Source organism: Acetobacter sp. AC2005 (assembly GCF_037901235.1).
Classification (GTDB): Bacteria; Pseudomonadota; Alphaproteobacteria; order Acetobacterales; family Acetobacteraceae; genus Acetobacter; species Acetobacter oryzoeni.
On record NZ_CP149625.1, the window covers coordinates 2,707,752 to 2,727,567 of the forward strand.

General features: G+C 53.7%; 20 protein-coding genes and 1 tRNA gene. 11 read left to right on the top strand and 10 right to left on the bottom strand.

Annotated features, from left to right (window positions below; translation table 11 throughout):
* Positions 1-37 precede the first annotated feature (37 nt).
* Positions 38-556 carry a copper chaperone PCu(A)C gene (locus QQM41_RS12875; protein ID WP_087652104.1) on the bottom strand — a complete coding sequence of 173 codons (519 nt, stop codon included), beginning with the start codon at positions 554-556 and terminating at the stop codon, positions 38-40.
* Between the two features lie 138 nt (positions 557-694).
* On the opposite strand from QQM41_RS12875, the gene nrdR reads away from it, so the two are divergent.
* The 3 genes from nrdR to thiL all read left to right on the top strand — a co-directional run bounded on the left by nrdR (position 695) and on the right by thiL (position 2,719).
* Positions 695-1,171, top strand: coding sequence for a transcriptional regulator NrdR (nrdR, locus tag QQM41_RS12880; RefSeq protein ID WP_050819770.1), 477 nt, complete (start codon positions 695-697; stop codon positions 1,169-1,171).
* A gap of 65 nt (positions 1,172-1,236) precedes the next feature.
* Positions 1,237-1,761, top strand: coding sequence for a transcription antitermination factor NusB (gene nusB, locus QQM41_RS12885; protein WP_003624286.1), 525 nt, complete (start codon positions 1,237-1,239; stop codon positions 1,759-1,761).
* The gene (gene thiL / locus QQM41_RS12890) at positions 1,730-2,719 is read left to right on the top strand and encodes a thiamine-phosphate kinase (RefSeq protein ID WP_339077380.1); all 990 of its coding nucleotides are present in this window, start codon (positions 1,730-1,732) and stop codon (positions 2,717-2,719) included. Before nusB ends, thiL begins: the two co-directional genes overlap by 32 nt.
* Before the next feature lie 24 nt (positions 2,720-2,743).
* On the opposite strand, the gene QQM41_RS12895 is transcribed toward thiL, so the two are convergent.
* Positions 2,744-3,892, bottom strand: a complete 1,149-nt coding sequence (locus tag QQM41_RS12895; RefSeq protein ID WP_087652106.1) for a hypothetical protein — start codon at positions 3,890-3,892, stop codon at positions 2,744-2,746.
* Between the two features lie 31 nt (positions 3,893-3,923).
* Here QQM41_RS12895 and QQM41_RS12900 point away from each other — a divergent pair, with 31 nt between their 5' ends.
* A complete protein-coding gene (locus QQM41_RS12900; protein WP_339077381.1) occupies positions 3,924-4,763 on the top strand; it encodes an SDR family NAD(P)-dependent oxidoreductase in 840 nt (279 codons plus the stop codon).
* Positions 4,764-4,835: 72 nt separating this feature from the next.
* Here QQM41_RS12900 and QQM41_RS12905 read toward each other — a convergent pair whose 3' ends face one another.
* The 3 genes from QQM41_RS12905 to QQM41_RS12915 form a co-directional block, all read right to left on the bottom strand.
* Positions 4,836-5,093: a hypothetical protein gene (locus QQM41_RS12905; protein ID WP_244297012.1), complete on the bottom strand. Its 258-nt coding sequence runs from the start codon at positions 5,091-5,093 to the stop codon at positions 4,836-4,838.
* Between the two features lie 105 nt (positions 5,094-5,198).
* Complete coding sequence (locus QQM41_RS12910; protein WP_003624276.1) at positions 5,199-5,459, bottom strand: hypothetical protein; 261 nt, start codon at positions 5,457-5,459, stop codon at positions 5,199-5,201.
* 441 nt (positions 5,460-5,900) lie between these two features.
* Positions 5,901-5,974, bottom strand: a tRNA-Cys gene (locus QQM41_RS12915).
* A gap of 192 nt (positions 5,975-6,166) precedes the next feature.
* Here QQM41_RS12915 and QQM41_RS12920 point away from each other — a divergent pair.
* The 5 genes from QQM41_RS12920 (at position 6,167) to msrA (ending at position 12,534) form a co-directional block, all read left to right on the top strand.
* Positions 6,167-6,844 (top strand): protein-L-isoaspartate O-methyltransferase, encoded by a 678-nt coding sequence (locus QQM41_RS12920; RefSeq protein WP_339078128.1) that lies wholly within the window; start codon positions 6,167-6,169, stop codon positions 6,842-6,844.
* 120 nt (positions 6,845-6,964) lie between these two features.
* Positions 6,965-8,404: a TolC family outer membrane protein gene (locus QQM41_RS12925; RefSeq protein ID WP_339077382.1), complete on the top strand. Its 1,440-nt coding sequence runs from the start codon at positions 6,965-6,967 to the stop codon at positions 8,402-8,404.
* A gap of 36 nt (positions 8,405-8,440) precedes the next feature.
* The gene (locus tag QQM41_RS12930) at positions 8,441-9,082 is read left to right on the top strand and encodes a DUF2497 domain-containing protein (protein WP_339077383.1); all 642 of its coding nucleotides are present in this window, start codon (positions 8,441-8,443) and stop codon (positions 9,080-9,082) included.
* 141 nt (positions 9,083-9,223) lie between these two features.
* On the top strand, positions 9,224-11,917 hold the full coding sequence (locus tag QQM41_RS12935; RefSeq protein WP_339077384.1) for a valine--tRNA ligase: 2,694 nt from the start codon (positions 9,224-9,226) through the stop codon (positions 11,915-11,917).
* Positions 11,918-11,997: 80 nt separating this feature from the next.
* Entirely contained in the window at positions 11,998-12,534 is a 537-nt protein-coding gene (gene msrA, locus QQM41_RS12940; RefSeq protein WP_339077385.1) for a peptide-methionine (S)-S-oxide reductase MsrA, read from the top strand.
* A gap of 12 nt (positions 12,535-12,546) precedes the next feature.
* Here msrA and QQM41_RS12945 read toward each other — a convergent pair whose 3' ends face one another.
* The 5 genes from QQM41_RS12945 to QQM41_RS12965 are packed head-to-tail and all read right to left on the bottom strand — an operon-like array spanning position 12,547 to position 18,201.
* Positions 12,547-13,902: a nitrate/sulfonate/bicarbonate ABC transporter ATP-binding protein gene (locus QQM41_RS12945; protein WP_339077386.1), complete on the bottom strand. Its 1,356-nt coding sequence runs from the start codon at positions 13,900-13,902 to the stop codon at positions 12,547-12,549.
* A gap of 15 nt (positions 13,903-13,917) precedes the next feature.
* Complete coding sequence (locus QQM41_RS12950; protein ID WP_128105293.1) at positions 13,918-15,666, bottom strand: ABC transporter permease subunit; 1,749 nt, start codon at positions 15,664-15,666, stop codon at positions 13,918-13,920.
* On the bottom strand, positions 15,663-16,142 hold the full coding sequence (gene dut, locus QQM41_RS12955) for a dUTP diphosphatase (protein WP_339077387.1): 480 nt from the start codon (positions 16,140-16,142) through the stop codon (positions 15,663-15,665). The genes QQM41_RS12950 and dut overlap by 4 nt, the downstream gene beginning before the upstream one ends.
* A gap of 35 nt (positions 16,143-16,177) precedes the next feature.
* Positions 16,178-17,407, bottom strand: coding sequence for a bifunctional phosphopantothenoylcysteine decarboxylase/phosphopantothenate--cysteine ligase CoaBC (gene coaBC / locus QQM41_RS12960; RefSeq protein ID WP_339077388.1), 1,230 nt, complete (start codon positions 17,405-17,407; stop codon positions 16,178-16,180).
* A gap of 11 nt (positions 17,408-17,418) precedes the next feature.
* Positions 17,419-18,201 carry a class I SAM-dependent methyltransferase gene (locus tag QQM41_RS12965; protein ID WP_042787282.1) on the bottom strand — a complete coding sequence of 261 codons (783 nt, stop codon included), beginning with the start codon at positions 18,199-18,201 and terminating at the stop codon, positions 17,419-17,421.
* A 29-nt stretch (positions 18,202-18,230) separates the two neighbouring features.
* Here QQM41_RS12965 and mutM point away from each other — a divergent pair, with 29 nt between their 5' ends.
* Positions 18,231-19,070 carry a bifunctional DNA-formamidopyrimidine glycosylase/DNA-(apurinic or apyrimidinic site) lyase gene (mutM, locus tag QQM41_RS12970; protein ID WP_339077389.1) on the top strand — a complete coding sequence of 280 codons (840 nt, stop codon included), beginning with the start codon at positions 18,231-18,233 and terminating at the stop codon, positions 19,068-19,070.
* 137 nt (positions 19,071-19,207) lie between these two features.
* Entirely contained in the window at positions 19,208-19,477 is a 270-nt protein-coding gene (gene rpsT, locus QQM41_RS12975; protein WP_012812907.1) for a 30S ribosomal protein S20, read from the top strand.
* Positions 19,478-19,816: the final 339 nt, after the last annotated feature.

Genomic DNA, 19,816 nt, shown 5'->3' on the forward strand with positions numbered 1-19,816 from the left:
TTCCTGCCAGAATGACGTTTTACTGAATTGAACGTGATCAGTCTGGCTTATGGTCACTTTCTGCATCTGTGCCTGCATCCTGCACAGGGATAGAAACAGTTTTTGAAGACCCGCCCATAAATGTGAATGTAAACTGCACGTTCTGATTGGCATGCACGTTATTGGAAAGGCCAAAGCAGAGCAGGTGGTAACCGCCCGGCGGAAACACCAATGTAGAATTGCCGGGTAGGGCAAGGTGGGTAAACAGCACCCGAGTGCCACCTGTGCTTTCCTGATCAGCATGATGCCCGACCAGTTTCTGACAAACGGGAGAGCTTACACCCGTAAGCAGATGTGCTGTTTCACTGGAATTGGACAAAGAGAAATACACCGTTGCCGGCTCTCCTTCCGGTGCCAGATGCAGTGATGTGTTAAATATGCTAATATCTTTTTGCGCATCTGCCTGATCGGGCAAAACGGGCAGGGGAGGCTGATTATCGGCCCAAGCCTGTGGTGCGGCATAGGCTAAACAAGAAAGAGCTGCACAGAATAGAACAGCAAAATGGCTGCGTTTCATAATTTCTCCATCCAGATGGACCGCCACATGGTATGGACGAAACGGCCCAAAAGAAATAAGTGGTGCCTTTACATACGCGCTCTTTTAACAACAGAAAACGCCAGCCAAAAATGCGCCTGAGGGAAGGTTGATACCACCATGCGTTGCCCTTTTTGCGGGAACCCAGATAGTCAGGTCAAGGACAGTCGCCCCAATGAGGAAGGACTGGCCATTCGGCGGCGGCGTGCATGCCTGTCCTGCGGGCAGCGTTTTACCACAGTAGAACGCGTGCAACTGCGCGAACTGGTTGTGGTGAAAAACGATGGCCGGCGCGCCCCCTTTGACCGGGAAAAAATTGCACGCTCCATCCGCATTGCCCTGCGCAAACGCCCTGTTTCGGAAGAACAGATTGAGCAGATTGTAACTGGCATTGTGCGCCAGCTTGAAGGGAATGGGGAAACCGAGGTGACATCCACCCGCATAGGTGAACTGGCAATGGATGCCCTTAAGGAAGTGGATGGCGTTGGATATGTGCGGTTTGCAAGCGTGTACCGCGATTTTACGGAAGCCAAGGATTTTTCGGAAATTCTGAACCTTATGGAAATAGGTGGCGCCCCAGCCCCCGGAAAAGACTAGACCTTAGAACAGAAAAACGCCATGAAACCCGGCTTTGCAACTGACTAGCCGGGCAGGAGGGATGGATGACAGAATTACAGGATGAACCCCGTTTGAAAGGGGCACAACGCCCCCGTACGGCAGCACGCGTTGCCGCTGTGCAGGCCCTGTTCCAGATTGACCAGAATGGAGACCGCCCAGAAAACGTTATTGAGCAGTTTCTGGTCCATCGGTTTGGCACAACGCTGGATGGCGCAAGCTATGAAGATGGCTGCATTCCAGAAGCCGATACGCAGCTTTTCAGCCATATTGTGCGGCTGGTCACCTCCATGCGTACGCAGGTTACGCAGGAAGTTGAAAAAACACTTCCAGAAACATGGCCCATTGCACGGCTAGACCCGGTATTGCGCGCATTGCTTCTGGCTGCTGCTGCAGAAGCCACAGAAGGTGATGCACCTGCTCCTGTGCTGATCAATGAATACATGGACGTAGCCCATGCATTCTTCTCTGGTGACGAACCGCGCCTTGTGAACGGCGTTCTGGATACGCTCTTCAAACGTCTGGCGGCTGAACGGAACCATGATACAGAACAAACCCAGCAGCCAGACTGATCTGCCGCAGGAATTTGCGTTTATCCGGCAGCATTTTTCTGCTCTGGCTGGTGCTGCTGCCCTTGAGTTGAGGGATGATGCCGCTGTTTTCACGCCGCCAGAAGGGCGGGAGTTGGTGATTGCAGCGGATGGCATGGTGGAAAATGTTCATTTTCTGCCAGATGATCCACCAGAAACCATTGGCCGCAAGCTGTTACGCTGCAATCTATCTGATCTGGCAGCCATGGGCAGCCGCCCGGAAGGTTGGCTACTAACGTTTGCACGGCCGCCCCATATTACCGAACAGTGGGTAGCGCAGTTCTGTAAGGGGCTGAAAGCGGATCAGGAGCAATTCGGGCTTCAGTTATTGGGGGGAGATACAACCTCTACCCGTGGCCCGCTGGTGTTATCCCTAACCATTCTTGGCTCTGTGTTGCCGGGGCAGGCTATCCGCCGACAAGGCGCACAGGCTGGCGATGGCTTGTGGGTTACCGGCACCATTGGCGATGGTGCGTTGGGCTTACGCGCCCTTCAAGGTGAAATAGCTGATCCATCCGGGTATCTGGCACAGCGTTACCGCCTGCCGCAGCCCCGTATTGGTTTGCCCTTATACGGCCTTGCCTCTGCTGCCATGGATATTTCAGACGGCCTGCTACAAGATGCAGGGCATTTGGCGCGGGAAAACACGCTGCATGTGACCATCCACGCAGATGCCGTGCCTCTATCAGACGCAGCCCGCCAAACCGGCCCAAAATGGCTGGAAACCTGCCTGACTGGCGGCGATGATTATGAGATCTTATTTGCCGTTCCCGCTCAGCACGAAGCCACGTTGCTAGAAAACGGCACGTTAGATACTGTTTGCGGCCCCGTCCAAGTCACCCGCATAGGGGAATTTACGCAGGGACCTACAGGCGTAACGGTTCTGGATAGCGCAGGTCAAAACTTGCAATTCCGTTCCCACGGGTGGAGCCACCTTTAGGCGTTCCACCCGCCAGAGCGCGGTTTATTCCGTCAAAAGTTTTTCGTACATCCGGTGCCGTTTGTAAGGCGTGGGAGAAATGCGCTCAATCAACTTGCGCAGTCCTTCATGCGTTTCCAGCACCCAACCAAGCTCAATGCTGCGGTAAGGCAGCACATGGCCACGCTTCATCAACTCATCAATAATCAGGGCTGGCAGCATGGCGCGCAGGGCGGTGCCAAGATACTTCTTGCGCACACCAAGCAGCACAACGCGCGCAGACCGGAAATCATGGCTGACCACGCGTGAAGCCAGCTTGAGCCACCCAAGCGGAGAGGGTGCGCCACCCAGATCACCACTGATATCAAACATGTTGGGAATAACCAGCGCAATGGCTGCGGGTTCTCCCGCCACTTCAGCCAGCACATACTGCTCTGGCCGCAAGATGGGCTTAAGCGCCTTGAGCAGGCTTTTCACCTCATCCTGTGTAAGGGGAATGTTCCCCCATGTATCAGACCACGCATCATTATAGATCTCGCGCAGGATTTCGGCGTCTTCATTCACCTTGTCCTTACGCAGGCCGCGCATGGTAATAGCTCCCAGACGCTGCCGGATATTGGCAGGTATCTGGTTTGCACGCTCGGCAGAGGGGCTGGTTTCCATCCGGTAGGACAGCAGATCCACGGCACGCTTAAACCCGGCGGCCTCAACCGCTGGGCCAAGAGTTTTGGGGTGCCACGGTATGCCTATCATGGGGGGCTCATCCTGCCCCTCCACCATAATCCCGGATTCACCATTGCTATTCAGTGTCCACGGGCCACGTATGCGCTCAACTTTGCGCAGCTTCAGCCATTGTGTGGCGGCTTCAAGCAATGGGGCCACACATTCCGGCTCCAGCGTATCCAGCGCACCAAAAAAGCCCGTGCGCGGGCCGGGCTGCTTAAGAGCCAAGGCATCTATCTGGGCAGATATACGCCCAATGGGCTTTCCATTCCGCCACGCCAGAAAATAACAAGCAAAGCCGTGCTCAAAAAATGGTGCATGCGTGGGTGAAAAAATATCCCGCTGCTCCATATCTAAAGGGGGCACATAACTCGGCAAGCCATCGTAAAGAAGGCGTGGAAGTTTTATAAAGAGAGAAAGCTGGCGTGAACCCGAAACAGGTGTAACCGTAATCTGAGTGGGGGAAGACATTGCCACTCCGTTGTGTGAAAGCCAAAAGCCAGTGGGTGATGCCTTATTACGCAGCATTGGGAAAGGGAAAAGTGTGAAAGTTGTTGCGAACGGAAAACACACCGCACGCTCTGTTCTGCTTACTGGGGCCACCGGCGGAATTGGAATGGAACTGGCCAAACGTTATGCGCGGCCAGGCCGAACCCTGATATTATGGGGAAGAAACCCCGAACGCCTGACAGAAATTGCCACAACGTGTTGTGCACGCGGCTCTGCTGTTTTTACCCGCCAGATTGATCTGTGTGATGGTGAGGCCGCTCTGGCGGCGTTTGAGGCCGATTATGCTGACCACAAGCCAGATCTGGTTATTCTGGGGGCTGGGCTATCTGACATACAGCCGTTGGGCAGCATGACAGAAGACCCGCAAAAGGTATTAAAGCTTGCGCAGGTGAATTATGCCACGCCCGTAGCCTTGGCCACAGCCGCTGCCCAGAATATGATCCCCAATGGGGGCGGGTATATTGCCCTTATCGGCTCCGTTGCTGGATTTTACGAGCTTCCATGCTCTCCTGCCTATAGCAGTTCCAAATGTGGGTTGGATTTCTTTGCACGTGCGGCAGGTCTGGCGTGGGAAGATAAAGGGGTGGGCCTAACGCTGATTGTGCCAGGCTTTATAGACACCCCCATGAGCCGCAGACTGGAAGGGCCGCGCCCATTTCTGGTTTCGGCCAAAAGTGCTGCGCGCCGCATTATCCGGGCCATTACCAAACAAAAGAAAGTTTATATCTTTCCGTGGCCGTTTAGGGTGCTGCGGGTTCTTGAGCGGCTGCTGCCGCAATGCCTGCGTGAGCGTATCTTGCGCAGCCTGATTGTCGACCAGAAAGAGCGATAATAAGTTTTTGCCTGAGAGCTTGTGCTGCTTAAAAAAAAGTAAAGCACAAGCTTGATGGAGGCAAAAAAAACCTTAGCTATCACCACCCGGTAATCTGCCTTTTCCAACCCATAGAATGAGAGGAGGCAGAAAAAAATAAAATGCCATGATGAAAATAAGATCTCGCACCAGATAAGCCAGATCAATATGCAGGCCGAAATGGCAGATCAGGTTGGCCAAACCCAGCATAAAACAGACACATAAAAACGCACCTGCGCTGGCATAAATTGATCGCCCAGCGTTTACCTGTTCTACTTTTTCCAGAAAAACATCGGCAAATTTTTTCTGCACAAGCCAAGCCCTTTCTTGCGAAATGTTTATACCCGGCACGGCAAACCGGAGCCCAAGATATGTGGGCAGCAGCACCTTTTACAGATTCGCTGCCCGCAGTATCTTTTATTCCGCAAAATTTGGAAGCGTGATGTTCTGATCTTTTGCCACCTTCTGAATGGCAACCTTGGTCAGGCCCAGCAGGTTGGCGGTATCAACAAACGCAGCATCAGCACTTGCGCCCGGCGTTGGGGGCAGGGTGACCGTTACAGAAAATTCAATATTCTGATCCTGCTTTGTAAAGCACAGCTTTGCCTTGGTGCTTCCGTCCTTCTGCACCTTAACGGAACGCAGAACGCCATTCTGTGCTGTTGTGTCATTACTCACGAGAGTATTCCTTTGCAAAATTATGACAGCGGGAATGTGAACGCAGCAGCCACAAGAGGCAACGCTTCTACCTGCACCCCAGACCACCCAAAATATGCAGACTACCCAAGGGGTTCTGAACGTACATTGCGCCCAATGTGCCCGCAACAGGACAGCTTTTGTGAACTCTGCAAGTATTTATGGTGGGTGCGACAGAGGTTGAACCTGTGCCCTCCGCCGTATGAAGGCGATAGAGTTGCCGAATAAAAACTGCTTTTTACGCGCCTGTACAACACTTCAAGCATCATAACCGATTTCTGTTCGGATTCACACGCAGATGAGACGTTCCGAATCGGTCAGTTTTTCAGGCTTATTCTTGGGGCTTTAGCATACGAACAAGAGCTGACAACCGCAGTTTTCTGCGGAAAATGTCAAGCATTGTCTTTTAGATTCGTAGGGAGATGGAGGTCTGGGCGGGAATCGAACCCACATTCGCGGATTTGCAGTCCGCTGCATCACCATTCTGCCACCAGACCATCGGGTGATGGGGTGCCTTATCTCCTGTTCTGGCGGATTGGTCAAGCCGTTGTGTTGTGCGAATTTTAAATCAGTGTGTCACAAAATGTTTTGCCCTTGATCTGGCAGGAACCGCAAAGGGTATAAACCTTAACCGCAAGGGATGGGAAAACGTGACATTTCAAGCCGCAATACAGCAGAATTCCTACCCAATGCCGTATCCAAAAGATAAAGATATGGAAACCGCACGCAACCTTATGGTGGACGATCAGCTTCGTCCCTCAGAAATTACAAACCTCTCATTATTATCGGCCATGCGGGAATTGCCGCGTGAATGTTGCGTTATGCCCGATCAGCAACCTGTAGCTTATGCAGATATCACACTCCCACTGGGCCAAGGGCGCGTACTGCCTCAGCCGCTGCTTACAGCACGCCTCATTCAGGCCGTTCTACCGGTAGAAAAGGCGCGGGTTCTTGTTGTGGGGGCAGCCACCGGCTACACGGCAGCTCTTTTTGCTGCGCTTGGCGCTCATGTTACAGCCCTTGAATCCAACATACATCTTGCCGAACAAGGGCAACATTTTTGCCAACAAGAAGCTTTAAATGTTTCATGGGTTATTGCCCCCCTCAGCGAAGGCGCGGCAGGCAATGCACCTTATGATGTCATTTATTTTGATGGCGCCATTCTGCATTTTCCCGCTTTTTGCGCCGCGCAACTTGCTGCATCCGGCATCATGGCTGGCGTAATGGCCTCTTCCAACAAATTGGCAAAAGCCTTTGTTGCCATGAGAGAGCCAGAAAGTGCATCCAGTTTTATTGTCACTAACCTTTTTGAAACACAGCTTCCCTTACTGCCAGATCTTGCCGCGCCCATTACTTTTGAATTCTAGAAATAAACTTTTAGAAAGATATTCTGCCGCAGCTGATTACAAATTTGTAGAAATAGGTTCAGTATCGTGGCATGAGCAGTGCCTTAAGCGGCAATACGGTAACTGAATCAGGAGTATCAGATGCGGCGTATTTGCGGAGCAGGGGTAGGTATGGCTGTTTTGCTATGCAGTTCCACTGCATGGGGACAGAAATACGATGGCAGTGGTTCGCCAACCTTTGTGCCACACACGCTGCAGGAAGCGCTTGCCGCGGCCTATCTGACAAACCCGACCCTTCAGGAAGCCCGCGCAACCTTACGTGCGACAGATGAGCAGGTGCCAACCGCTTTGGCTGGCTGGCGCCCTACCGTAACAGGCAACGTGGGCCTGACATACTATAACGGCGTAAACGATTATCAGGGGGAAGCTGATCAACCAGCTTCTGGCTATATTCGTAAGTATAACACCCCAGGCTACACAGCAGGGGTAACTGTCAACCAGCCCTTGTATACAGGTGGCAAAACCACCTCCTCGACACATCAAGCCGTCAACAAGGTTATGGCGGCCCGTGCGCACCTGATTTCCACTGAACAGCAAGTGTTCAAACAGGTTGTTAATGCATATGTGTCGGTTATTGAAGATGAGCAGCTTTTACAGTTGAACATCAACAACGAACGCGTGCTTCAGCAACAGCTTCGTGCAACGAATGAACGCTTCCGGGTGGGGGAAATTACGCGTACAGACGTTGCACAGGCTGAATCTGCTTATGCAACAGCCAAGGCCACCCGCCAGCAGTCTGAAGGCACACTCCAGACTGCGCAGGCCACATATATGCAAATTGTGGGCATGGCACCGCCGCCTAATCTGATGCCGCCGCAACCTCTGGTATTGCCAGTTAAAAATGAACAGATGGCTGCCGCCATGGCGGTTAAAAACAATCCTGATGTTATCAATGCACTGTTTACCGAATCTTCGCAAAAAGATGCCGTAGCTGTGGCAATGTCAGCCATTATGCCAAAAGTTTCCGCCACCTTGGCCTACCAGCGCTCTGTTAACCAAAGCCTGAACAACCAGATTGACGAAAACAAATACGCTATGATCAGCTTCAATGTCCCAGTTTATCAGGGCGGCTCGGAATACGCGGCCGTACGGCAGGCTAAGCAACAAGCGCAGGCCGCTCACCGCGAAGTTGATGTTCAGCGTAGAACTGCTGCCCAGGATGCTGTTTCAAACTGGCAGAAGCTCGTTGCTTACCAAGCTGCCATCAACAGTAACCGCGCAGCCATTCAAGCAGGCACCGTGGCCCTTGATGGGGTGGAACGGCAGGCTATTGTAGGCACCAGCACAACGCTGGAAGTGTTGCAGCAACAGCAAACTCTGTTGCAGGCGCAGGTAGCCCTTGTACAAAGCCTGAGCAATATGGTGCTGACTTCATACAACGTTGCCGCCGCCATTGGCCGCCTGACAGCAGCCGATCTCAAGCTGAATGTTCCTCTTTATGATGACAAGGCTTACTATAACGCTGTAAAAGACCGTCTATGGGGGCTGAACGATTATGCGGTCAGCCAACCAGGGCGCTAAAAGCTGAACAGCAAGGGTAAGGGCAGGGGTTATTGTATGGCATCGTCACAGGATCCATCTGAAGATACAGGTAAATCAGTAGCAGATGTGCTGTCTTCTATCCGGCAGACCCTGCATGATGAACATCTGGCAGCCATGGCTCCCCCTTCTTCGGACACAGACTCCGCTGAGGGTGATGAAGACGACGATATGCTGGTTCTTTCACCTTCCATGATGGAAGGGCTTGTGCAGGAATCAGAGCCGGATCATCACTCCAGCCAGCCCGACAATTCGGCTCATCATCCAGTCAATATGGGAGAAGACGCGGCTCTTGTGCAGTCATCACCTATCGCTCATGATGACGGTATTCTATCCGTAACTGATCTGAGACAGATCCCGCTAACTGAAAAGGCAGAACACGATATGTCTGGTCCTCTCCCTATCCCCCTGAATGACGAAACCATGTCAGATACATCAAATTCATTCGCTGTTCTGCAGAAAACCCTGCAGGATAAGTATCTAAGAGAGCATGAGGAGAGAAAAGTGGCTATTTCACATGAAGGGTCTCTGACTGTTGAAGATATCGTGCGCCAGGAAGTGCGCGTATTCCTTAAAAAGTGGCTGGATGCACATCTTGCAGGCATCGTGCAGGCTGCTGTCCGTAAGGAAGTGGAACGTCTGACGCAGCGCGGTCTGTAATACCGGAAATCAGACACACCGTTACTGGGTAAATGCACACATTTCAGTAACGGGTGCGCTGCATAAAACCGGATGATTGCTCTGCAAAGGCGGAGGCAGTACATGCCTGCCGCCTTTTTTACGTTGTGTGGTGGAATACATATGCTGAACAAGTCTTTTGAGCCGGCCCAAATAGAAACACGCCTGTACGAATTATGGGAAAGCAGAAAGGCATTTTCTGCACAGCCCAACAGCGGCAAAAAGCCGTTCACCATTATGATTCCACCGCCGAATGTTACCGGCACCCTGCACATGGGCCATGCCCTGACCATGACATTGCAGGACACACTTATCCGCTGGAAGCGCATGCAGGGGTTTGACACCTTGTGGCAGCCCGGCACAGACCACGCAGGCATTGCCACCCAGATGGTGGTGGAACGCACCTTGGCCACCGAAGGCAAAACCCGCCAGGAAATGGGCCGCGATGCGTTTATTGAACGCGTGTGGGAATGGAAAGAGCAATCCGGCGGCGGCATTACAAAGCAGTTGCGCCGCCTTGGGGCATCGCTCGATTGGCCGCGTGAACGTTTTACGATGGATGAAGGCCTTTCCCGCGCAGTGCGGGAAGTGTTTGTAACCCTTTACAACGAAGGGCTGATTTATCGTGACCGCCGGTTGGTGAACTGGGACCCGGTTTTCCGCTCCGCCATTTCCGATCTGGAAGTGGAAAGCAAGGATGTTGCCGGTAACCTGTGGTATATTCGCTACCCGGTTGAAGGCGCAGGGGATGCAACAATTACCGTTGCCACCACGCGGCCAGAAACCATGCTGGGCGATACTGCGGTAGCTGTTCATCCAGAAGATGAACGCTATAAAAATCTGATTGGCAAATCCGTTCGCCTGCCGCTTACTGGCCGTCTGATCCCGATTGTGGCGGATGAACATTCGGACCCGGAAAAAGGCACGGGTGCGGTTAAAATTACCCCCGCGCACGATTTTAATGACTTCGAAGTCGGCCGTCGCCACAACCTGCCCATGATCTCTGTTCTGGATGATCAGGCTCGTGTTGTGCTGGACGAAATTGAGCAGGACCTGAGCGCGGTTGAAGGCCTGGCTGACCCGGCTTTTGTGCGCAGCCTGTCTGGCCTTTCCCGCGAGGAAGCACGCAAAACCATTGTCGCCCGTCTGGAAGAAGGTGGCTGGCTGGAAAAAATCGAACCCCATCGCCATCAGGTGCCACATGCTGAACGTGGGGGCGCTGTTATTGAGCCACGCCTGACCACACAGTGGTACTGTGATGCCGGAAAGCTGTCTGGTCCAGCGGTAGAAGCCATTACATCTGGCCGTGCCAGCTTTATTCCCAAACAGTGGGAAAACACCTTCTTTGCATGGATGCGTGATATCCAGCCGTGGTGCATTTCGCGCCAGCTTTGGTGGGGCCACCGTATTCCTGCATGGTACGGGCCAGATGAGCACGTGTTTGTGGCGCATGATGATGCCGATGCACAGGCGCAGGCCAATGCCCATTACGGCAAGGCAGTAGAACTGCGGCGTGATGAAGACGTACTGGATACGTGGTTTTCTTCCGCCCTGTGGCCATTCTCCACACTTGGCTGGCCAGATAAAACACCAGAACTTGCCCGCTATTACCCCACTGATGTGCTGGTAACAGGCTTTGACATTATCTTCTTCTGGGTTGCCCGGATGATGATGATGGGCCAGCACTTCATGCACGATGTGCCGTTCCGCAACATCTTCATTCATGGCCTTGTGCGCGATGAGCACGGGCAGAAGATGTCCAAGAGCAAAGGCAACGGCATTGATCCGCTGGAACTGATTGATCAGTACGGCGCAGATGCCATGCGCTTTACCATTTGCGCGCTTACCGGCATTGGCCGAGATGTTAAGCTGGGCCGCAAGCGGGTAGAAGACTACCGCGCATTTATCACCAAGCTCTGGAATGCCGCACGCTTCTGCGAAATGAACGGCGTTAAACCTGTAGAAGGGTTTGATCCGGCAACCGTGAAATCTCCGCTGGGTCGCTGGATTATTGCGGAGGCTGCTGCTGCCATTACGGAAGCAACGCGGGCGCTGGATTCCTACCGTTTTGATGAATATGCGCTCAGCTGCTACCGCTTTGTCTGGAACCGCTTCTGTGACTGGTTCCTAGAGTTTGCAAAGCCCGTCTTCAACTCCACGGATGAAGCCGAAGCAGCCGAAATTCGCGCTGTAGCGGCTTATGTTCTGGGCGTTATCCTGCGTCTGTTACAGCCCGTTATTCCGTTTGTAACGGATACGCTGTGGCATTCCTTTGGGTATGGGGAAGAAGGTAGCCTCATTTCTGCTAGCTGGCCGGAACCTGTCGTGCCCGCCGGTGCAGAAGCCGCTCAGGCAGAATGCGATCAGATTATCCGTCTGATTACGGAAATCCGCACGGTGCGCGCAGAAATGAACGTGCCGCCAGCACAGAAAGCCCCGGTCTTTTTGAAAGACGCCTTGCCGCAAACCTTGGAACACGCACAGCGTTGGCAGGAAGCCATTGGCCGTATGGCTCGTGTTTCGGAAATTGCACCATTGCAGGGTGATATTCCGCATGGTTCCGCACAGGCTGTGGTGGATGAGGCAACCCTTATTATCCCGCTGGCCGGGCTGATTGATCTGGATGCCGAACGTGCTCGCCTGAAAAAGGAACTGGGCAAGGCGGAAGATGAAGTCGCCAAAACCGAAAAGAAACTTGGCAATGAAAACTTTGTCACCCGCGCCAAACCAGAAGTGGTGCAGGAAATGCGGGACCGCCTGGAAGCACAGCAAGGCGAATGTGTGCGCCTGAAGGCCGCTCTATCTCGCATCGGGTAACAACCGCGCGAGCCAATATAGCCTGCTAGCTTAATTGCTGGCAGGTTATTGCCCACACAAGATAAGGGGAGAACGGAAGCATGGAAACAGCAATATTAGGCGGTGGATGCTTCTGGTGCCTAGAAGCCGTTTACCGCGGCATGAAGGGCATTCTCTCCATTGCGCCGGGTTATGCTGGCGGCACTGTGCAACATCCTACATACCAGCAGGTGTGCACTGGGCAGACTGGCCATGCCGAGGTTATTCGGCTGGAGTTTGACCCGAGCATTATCAGTTACGCTGAAATTCTGCGCATCTTCTTTATTATGCACGACCCCACAACCCTGAACCGGCAGGGGAATGACAAGGGCACGCAGTATCGCTCCGTTATTTTCTATGAAAATGACCAGCAAAAGCAGATTGCAGAACGTACGAAGCAAGACATCGCGCAGGAAAAAATCTGGGGTAACCAGCCTGTGGTGACGGAAATTCAACCTCTCACCACTTTCTGGCCTGCGGAAGAAGCACATTTTGATTATTACGCCCGCAACCCTATGGCGGGGTACTGTCAGGTGATTATCAGCCCCAAAGTGGCGAAAGCCCGCAAGGAATTTGCGCGTTACTTTAGCCCCGCATAAAGAGCGGACTGCTTATTCGGAAGTTGCATCTTCCAGAAAGAAGCGGTCTCCTTCTTCATCATAGTCAAACAGTTCCGCAAACCGGCCCCAGCCAATAATGGTCTGGAGTGTCTGGCGTGCGTAATCGGCAGACATGCTGTCTTCCAGCTCACTACGGAAGCGCTCTGCCTTAATGCTGTGCGTAGGGCGTTCATCCAATAGGGTGCAGATCATCCGCACCAATGGCACGTTATGCAGCAGCGCATGGCCCATAATGGCTTTGCGCTCATCCAGATCACTCAGAACAAAATGTACGCCCTCATTGGTGAGCAGGATATCACCATCTTCCAGCTCTGCCAGACGCAAGAGTTCCAGAGATTCACCTAATGGGAACAGATCATCCAGCTCAAGCTGAAGTTTTTCTGCCAATACCGGCAAATCAGCTCGCCCATTTAGAGGAGGTGCGGCCAAGGCCTCCATCATCCCAATCATCATAGTGATGGAAACAGGCACCAAAGCCCTGAAAGAGCGGGTGAGGGCAGCCCCCTGCGGCGCGCCGCGACGTGCCAGATCCGCTTCGGAAACAATGGGGGCACGTTGCGTCATCAACGCGTAAATGTGGTCCACCAATTGGCGGAACTCTGCATCTTCGCGGTTACGTGGGTGTGCAAACGGCACGTGCAACACATGTGCAATGCGTCCAGGGTTGGAAGACGCAATCACGATGCGATCACACATCAGCACGGCTTCTTCAATATTATGCGTCACAATCAGCATGGATTGAACCGGCAGCTTTTCTTCCGACCAAAGCTCAATCAGGTCTGTCCGCAGGTTTTCCGCTGTCAGCACATCCAAGGCAGAAAAAGGTTCATCCATCAGCAGCAGATCAGGATGCACCACCAAGGCGCGTGCCAGCCCCACGCGCTGCTGCATGCCGCCAGAAAGCTCCTTGGGCCACGCGTTTTCATAACCGCCAAGCCCAATCAGATCTATGGCATCATCAACCAGCTTGTCACGTTCTGCCGCAGGCACGCCGCGCGCATCCAAACCCAGTGCTACGTTTTCCTCCACCGTCATCCACGGGAACAAGGCGAAGGACTGAAAGACCACAGCAATTTCCTGTGTGGGTTTGCGTAGCGGCTGCCCTTTCCACAACACCTCACCAGATGAGGGCGGCAACAAACCTGCCAGAATACGCAGCAGGGTGGATTTGCCAGAACCAGACCGTCCAAGCAAGCCCACTATTTCTCCGGCATGCAGGGTCAGGCTGATATTATCCAGCACCTGCACATCGGCGGCGCTGTCCTTATGGTAAAAACGGCTGACATTGCGTGCTTCTGCCAAAACAGAGCCGGATGGAAATGTTTTTTTCTCTGGGCCAGATGCCATTGCTATCTATCCGGTTCAGTTCAGTTTCAGGCGGCGTGCCACAAAGTCAGACAAGGGCCGCCATACCAAAGCGTTGGTGAACATGACAAATACACACATCACCACCGTACCCAACCCAACATTGCTAATGTTTCCAAGCTGAGTGCTTTGCGCAACATAGGCGCCCAAGCCATGGGCCGTTAAGGTTGTTTCTCCCCACTGCGCCACTTCAGATGCAATGGCTGCGTTCCATGCGCCACCTGCGGCCGCCATAACGCCTACAAGGTAATAAGGGGCAATACCCGGCAGAATGATGCGCCGCCACCAGAACCAGCCTCTCACTTCCAGATTACGGCCAACTTCCAACAGATTGGATGGGAAGGAGGACGCCCCGGCAATAACGTTGAAAAGGATGTACCACTGCGCACCCAAAATCATCAGAGGGGTGAGCCAGATATCCGGGGTTAAGTGGAAATGCACAATCACCACCACAAACACCGGAAAGAACAGGTTTGCAGGAAAAGCTGCCCCATACTGCGCCAGTATCTGTGCCCGCCGGGCGCGCGTTGGGTCCAGACCGCACCAGATACCTACAGGCACCCAGATTAACGAAGCCAGCACCAGCATGCTGACCACACGCACCAATGTTATACCGCCCAACCCAAACACATAGGCAATCTGGCCAAGTGTATAATGTGTATGGGCGTAGTCCCACACTTGCCATGAAGCCCCAAGGCAGACGAGCAGAAGAAAGCCCCACCACAGCCAGTCTGCGCCTCCATTATTCTCCTCGGCATTCACCAGCACAGAGTTAGGACGAGACCCCAGAGGCAAGTAGCTAATACGCCGCCCAACAGAAAGCAGGGCATTCCCGCACATCCGCAGCAAACGCGTGCGGCGCACCAGCCGCAAAAACCATGGCTCCACAACCTGGGTTGCGTTCACACTTTCCAGCCTGAAACGTGTGGCCCATGCTGCCAAAGGCCGGAACAGCACCTGATCGTACACCAGAATAACACCCATCATGGCCACAATGGCTGCAGCTACGGCGCCAATATTCTGGTGATCTATGGCCATACCCACATAGGAACCTATGCCTGGCAGAGTGATATCCGTGCTGCCAACGGTAATGCTTTCAGAATACACCACCATGAACCAGCCACCGGCCATGGACATCATGGCGTTCCACACCAGAGACGGAATGGTGCAAGGCACTTCCAGCCGCCAGAACTTCTGCCAGCTTGTCAGGCCAAAGCAGCGGGCGGTTTCTTCCAGTTCAGGCGGCACAGACCGCAGGCCCTGATACATGCCCAACGCCATGTTCCATGCCTGACTGGTAAAAATAGTGAAAATGGCGGCACATTCTGCGCCCAGTATGCGCCCCGGAAATAACCCCAGAAAAAACGTAATGGTGAAAGACAGAAACCCAAGGATGGGAACAGATTGCAGCACATCCAGCAGCGGCACCAAAATCTGTCCTGCACGCCTGCTTTTTGCCGCCAGCGTTGCATACACAAACGTAAACACAAGTGAGCACGCCAAAGCCGCAAACATGCGTATGGTGGTGCGCAGCGCGTAACCGGGCAGGTGCCACATATCCAGATGTATGGGCATGCTGGCTGGGGCCACCAATGGGCCCAGCATGTGCCTTACCGCGGCCCCAAGCGCTATTGCCGCAGCGGCCAGACACAAAAGCAGCAGGGCATCTGCGCTGTTCAGATAACGTAAAGGCAGAGAAGACGAACCTTGTGGCCTAGGTACAAGGTTCATCCAGCTTCTGTTCATGGCACTCCGGTTCCCGTACTGCCAAACCCACCTACGCCGCGCTGTGTTTCATCCAGTTCATCACATTCGGCCCACACCACGCGTGTCACGGGTGCCACAACAGCCTGAGCAATGCGCATGCCGCGCTCAATGGTAAACGGAGCCTGCCCGGCATTCAGCACAATAACGCCCAGTTCTCCGCGATAATCTTCATCCACTGTTCCGGGAGAGTTAGGGAGAATGATGCCGTGCTTAAGGGCCAGACCAGAACGTGGACGTACCTGAAGTTCATACCCACGGGGCAGAGCAATACGCAGCCCGGTTGGCACCAGCACCCGTGCGCCAGGCAGCAATACTACGGGTTCTACTACCGCAGCCAACAGGTCCATCCCCGCAGCGCCTGCAGTGGCATAGGAAGGTAAGGGCAAATCTTGCGCATGAGGGAGGCGTTGCACCTGCACACTAAGATCAGCCGAAGGAGAAATGGGTGCAGACATCAACAAGCCTCTATAAAAATTTCAAAAACACTCTATCAGGATTCTGTAAACCAATCTGCCATGCGGGAAGCAAGCCTTTGTGCAACTTCTTCCTTGGGCATGTGTGGCCAGCGTTCGCTCCCTTGGGCGGTTATCAGAACAACCTGATTACTATCACCCCCCATAATGCCTGTGCCAGCACTTACATCGTTTGCAACAATCCAGTCACATCCCTTGCGCTGGCGCTTGGCGGTTGCGTGTTCTTCAACCTTTTCGGTTTCAGCAGCAAACCCCACAACAAGCGCTGGCCGCTGTGGGCTGGGGGCTGAAATTTCGGCCAGAATATCCGGGTTAGGCACCAGCCGAATAGGGGCGGGCACATCATCCCGGCTGGTTTTTTTAATTTTTTGCCCAGCCTGCACATCAGGCCGCCAATCTGCTACCGCTGCGGTGCAAACTGCTGCATCAAACGGAGCGGCGGCCTTCACACATTCCAGCATCTGGCAGGCCGTTTCGCACGGAACAAACGTCACACCGGCAGGAGCGCGTAGCGTAGTTGGACCACTTACCAGCGTAACTGTTGCCCCAAGGTCTGCCAACGCTGCCGCAATGGCATAACCCTGCTTACCGGATGACCTGTTGGCTAGATACCGCACAGGATCCAGCGGTTCATGCGTGGGGCCTGCCGTTACCAGAACAGATTTACCCGCCAAAGGGCCATCCTGCTGTTGCTGATGGCGAAAAAAGACCAACACGGCATCCAATATATCGGCAGGTTCGGGCATACGGCCTGCACCAAACTCACCGCAAGCCATGGGGCCAATAGCTGGTGGCACAATATGCACGCCGCGCTGCTGCAACGTGGCCACGTTATCCTGCGTGGCAGCGTGTTCCCACATTCTTACATTCATGGCGGGAACAGCCATGACAGGCGCATCTGTGGCCAATAAAAGCGTGCTGGCCAGATCATCCGCCAGACCTGCTGCCATGCGTGCCAACAAATTGGCAGACGCAGGACAAACAAGAACCAGATCTGCCCAGCGGGAAAGCGCGATATGCCCCATTTCCTGCTCAGCTGTTAACGAAAACAGGTCTGTATAAACCGGCTCCTCAGTTAACGCTTGCAGGGTAAGTGGAGTTACAAACTGGCCTCCTCCTTCCGTTAGCACGCAGCGCACCTGCATGCCCGCACCTTTAAGCAGGCGTACCAACTCCGGCGCCTTGAAGGCAGCAATACTGCCGCCCACAATGAGCAGAATGGAACGGGAAGGCAAAGCCACATCCATACCTTTTGGCCTTACACGCGCCAGCCGGAATGAATGGCTGCAATACCGCCGGAAAGGGACTGATACCGCACGTGAGAGAACCCGGCCTCACGGAACATATCCGCCAGTGTTTCCTGATCTGGGAAGGTACGGATACTTTCTGCCAGATACTGGTAGCTATCACGGTCCTTGGCAATCAGGTTGCCCATGGCAGGCAATACCTTGAAAGACCACGCATCATAAATAGGGGCCAGAGCAGCTACCTGAACACGAGAGAATTCGAGGCACAGAAAACGCCCACCGGGCTTGAGCACACGCCGGGCTTCACGCAGCACGGCCATTTTATCTGTGCAGTTGCGCAGGCCAAAAGCGATGGAAACCCGATCTACTGACATATCACGTAGTGGAATGGCTTCTGCATCCACAACGCAAAAGGACAGGTCAGACACAAAACCACGATCAATGGCCCGGTCCCGCCCAACAGACAGCATGCTGCTGTTGATGTCGGTCATGATAGCGGAACCACCGCCACCCTTCAGCCAGCCAAAGGTGATATCACCCGTGCCACCGGCCAGATCCAACAAAGACATGCCGGGCTGCGGGCCAAGCTCTGTTACAAAAATACGCTTCCATACCCGATGGATGCCAAGGGACATGATGTCATTCATCACGTCATACTTGCCGGCGACGCTATCGAACACGTCACGAACAAGGTTTTTCTTTTCTTCCTTCCTTACGGAACGGAAGCCGAAATCCGTTTCTTCCACTGTTGCGTCAGAAGAAGCGGGGGAGGGCGTAAAGCTGTTGTCGGTCATGGGGTTCCCCTATACCCTGCTTTTTAGCCATGCCGGAACTCCCTGAAGTAGAAACCGTAATGCGCGGGATGCAGATTGCCCTGCAAAACGGTACCATCAAAGAAGCAATTGTGCGCCGTCACGACCTGAGATGGCGGATTCCTGCCGATTTCTCACAAACAATCAAAGGCCGCCGGATAGAAGGCTTTCGTCGCCGGGGCAAATATATTCTTATGCGCCTGTCTGGTGGAATGTCCATAATCTGGCATTTGGGCATGTCTGGGCGCGTGCTTCTCGATTCTCCAACCGAGCTGTTACGGCATGAGCACGTCGTGCTGATTCTGCAGGACGGAAAGCGCTGCGGGTATATAGATCCGCGCCGGTTTGGGATGCTGGATCTGGTGCCCACCGATCAGGAAGAGACCTACCCATTGCTGGCAGGTATGGGGCCTGAGCCACTTGAGCCTGATTTTACCCCCCAAACTTTATTGGCTGCCAGCAAGAACAGGCGGATGCCTATCAAACCTTTTCTGCTTGATCAGAAGGTTGTGGCGGGGTTGGGCAATATTTATGTGTGCGAGGCCCTGTTTCGGGCTGGCATTGCTCCAACCATGCCAGCTTGCAATCTTACCGCCTCCAAAGCCCGCAAATTGGCGCAGGCCATACGGGATGTGCTGGAAGAGGCCATAGAAGCGGGAGGTTCCAGCCTGAAGGATTATGTGCGCCCAGAAGGTGGGCTCGGATACTTTCAGCACGCATGGCGGGTATATGGGCAAACGGGCAAACCATGCCCCAATTGCCCCGGCGCGCCCGCATGCTCTGGCGTGCAGCAGATAACACAGGCCGGACGATCCACATTTTTTTGTCCCCAAAGGCAGAAAAACGGGTAAAATCCTAGTGGTCGGCACGGAAGAAGCTTGACGGAAGGCGCTTAGGTGCATTACAGCACCGCTTACTCTTTTGGGTAGCGCGTTCCGGCGTGTCTGCCCTTTTAATCTTTCTTAAGTGCTGGACAGAATAGAAACTCATGGCGAATATCGCTTCGGCGCGTAAGCGCATCCGGCAGACCGCGAAGCGGACTGCTCGTAACACCGCCCGCAAATCCCGCATGCGTACTTTCATCAAGAAAGTAGAAACCGCAGTTGAAGCTGGTGATCATGGCGCTGCGCGCGAAGCACTGCGCCTTGCTCAGCCAGAAATCCAGCGTGCGGCCACCAAGGGCGTTATCCACCACAACACTGTGGCCCGCAAGATTTCCCGCCTGTCTGCCCGTGTGAAAGCACTGGCTCCGGCCTGAGGAAAGTGCGGGGCCACCTAATGGTGGCCATCTGACGCTTTGAGATAAAGCCGAATCATCACCCAGATGGTTCGGCTTTGTTTTTATCACCACCTTGGCTGGATAAAGTGCAAGCAGGGCTGGCAGCATGAAATATTGATTGCTCCATTTGCTCTCACTGCTTTACCTTGCTGGATGGCTTGGCGCTGTTCGGGCTATCTTTTTGCAAGATAAAAGCAAGCCTGCACCATAGGCTGCCAAGGCCGTTACAGATGTTGCACAGCACCGGCAGCACACTTGCCGCCAGTTTTGTGAATTGCGTGAACCCATTCGCGCCTTAATGACCGCTCGGGAGCAAAA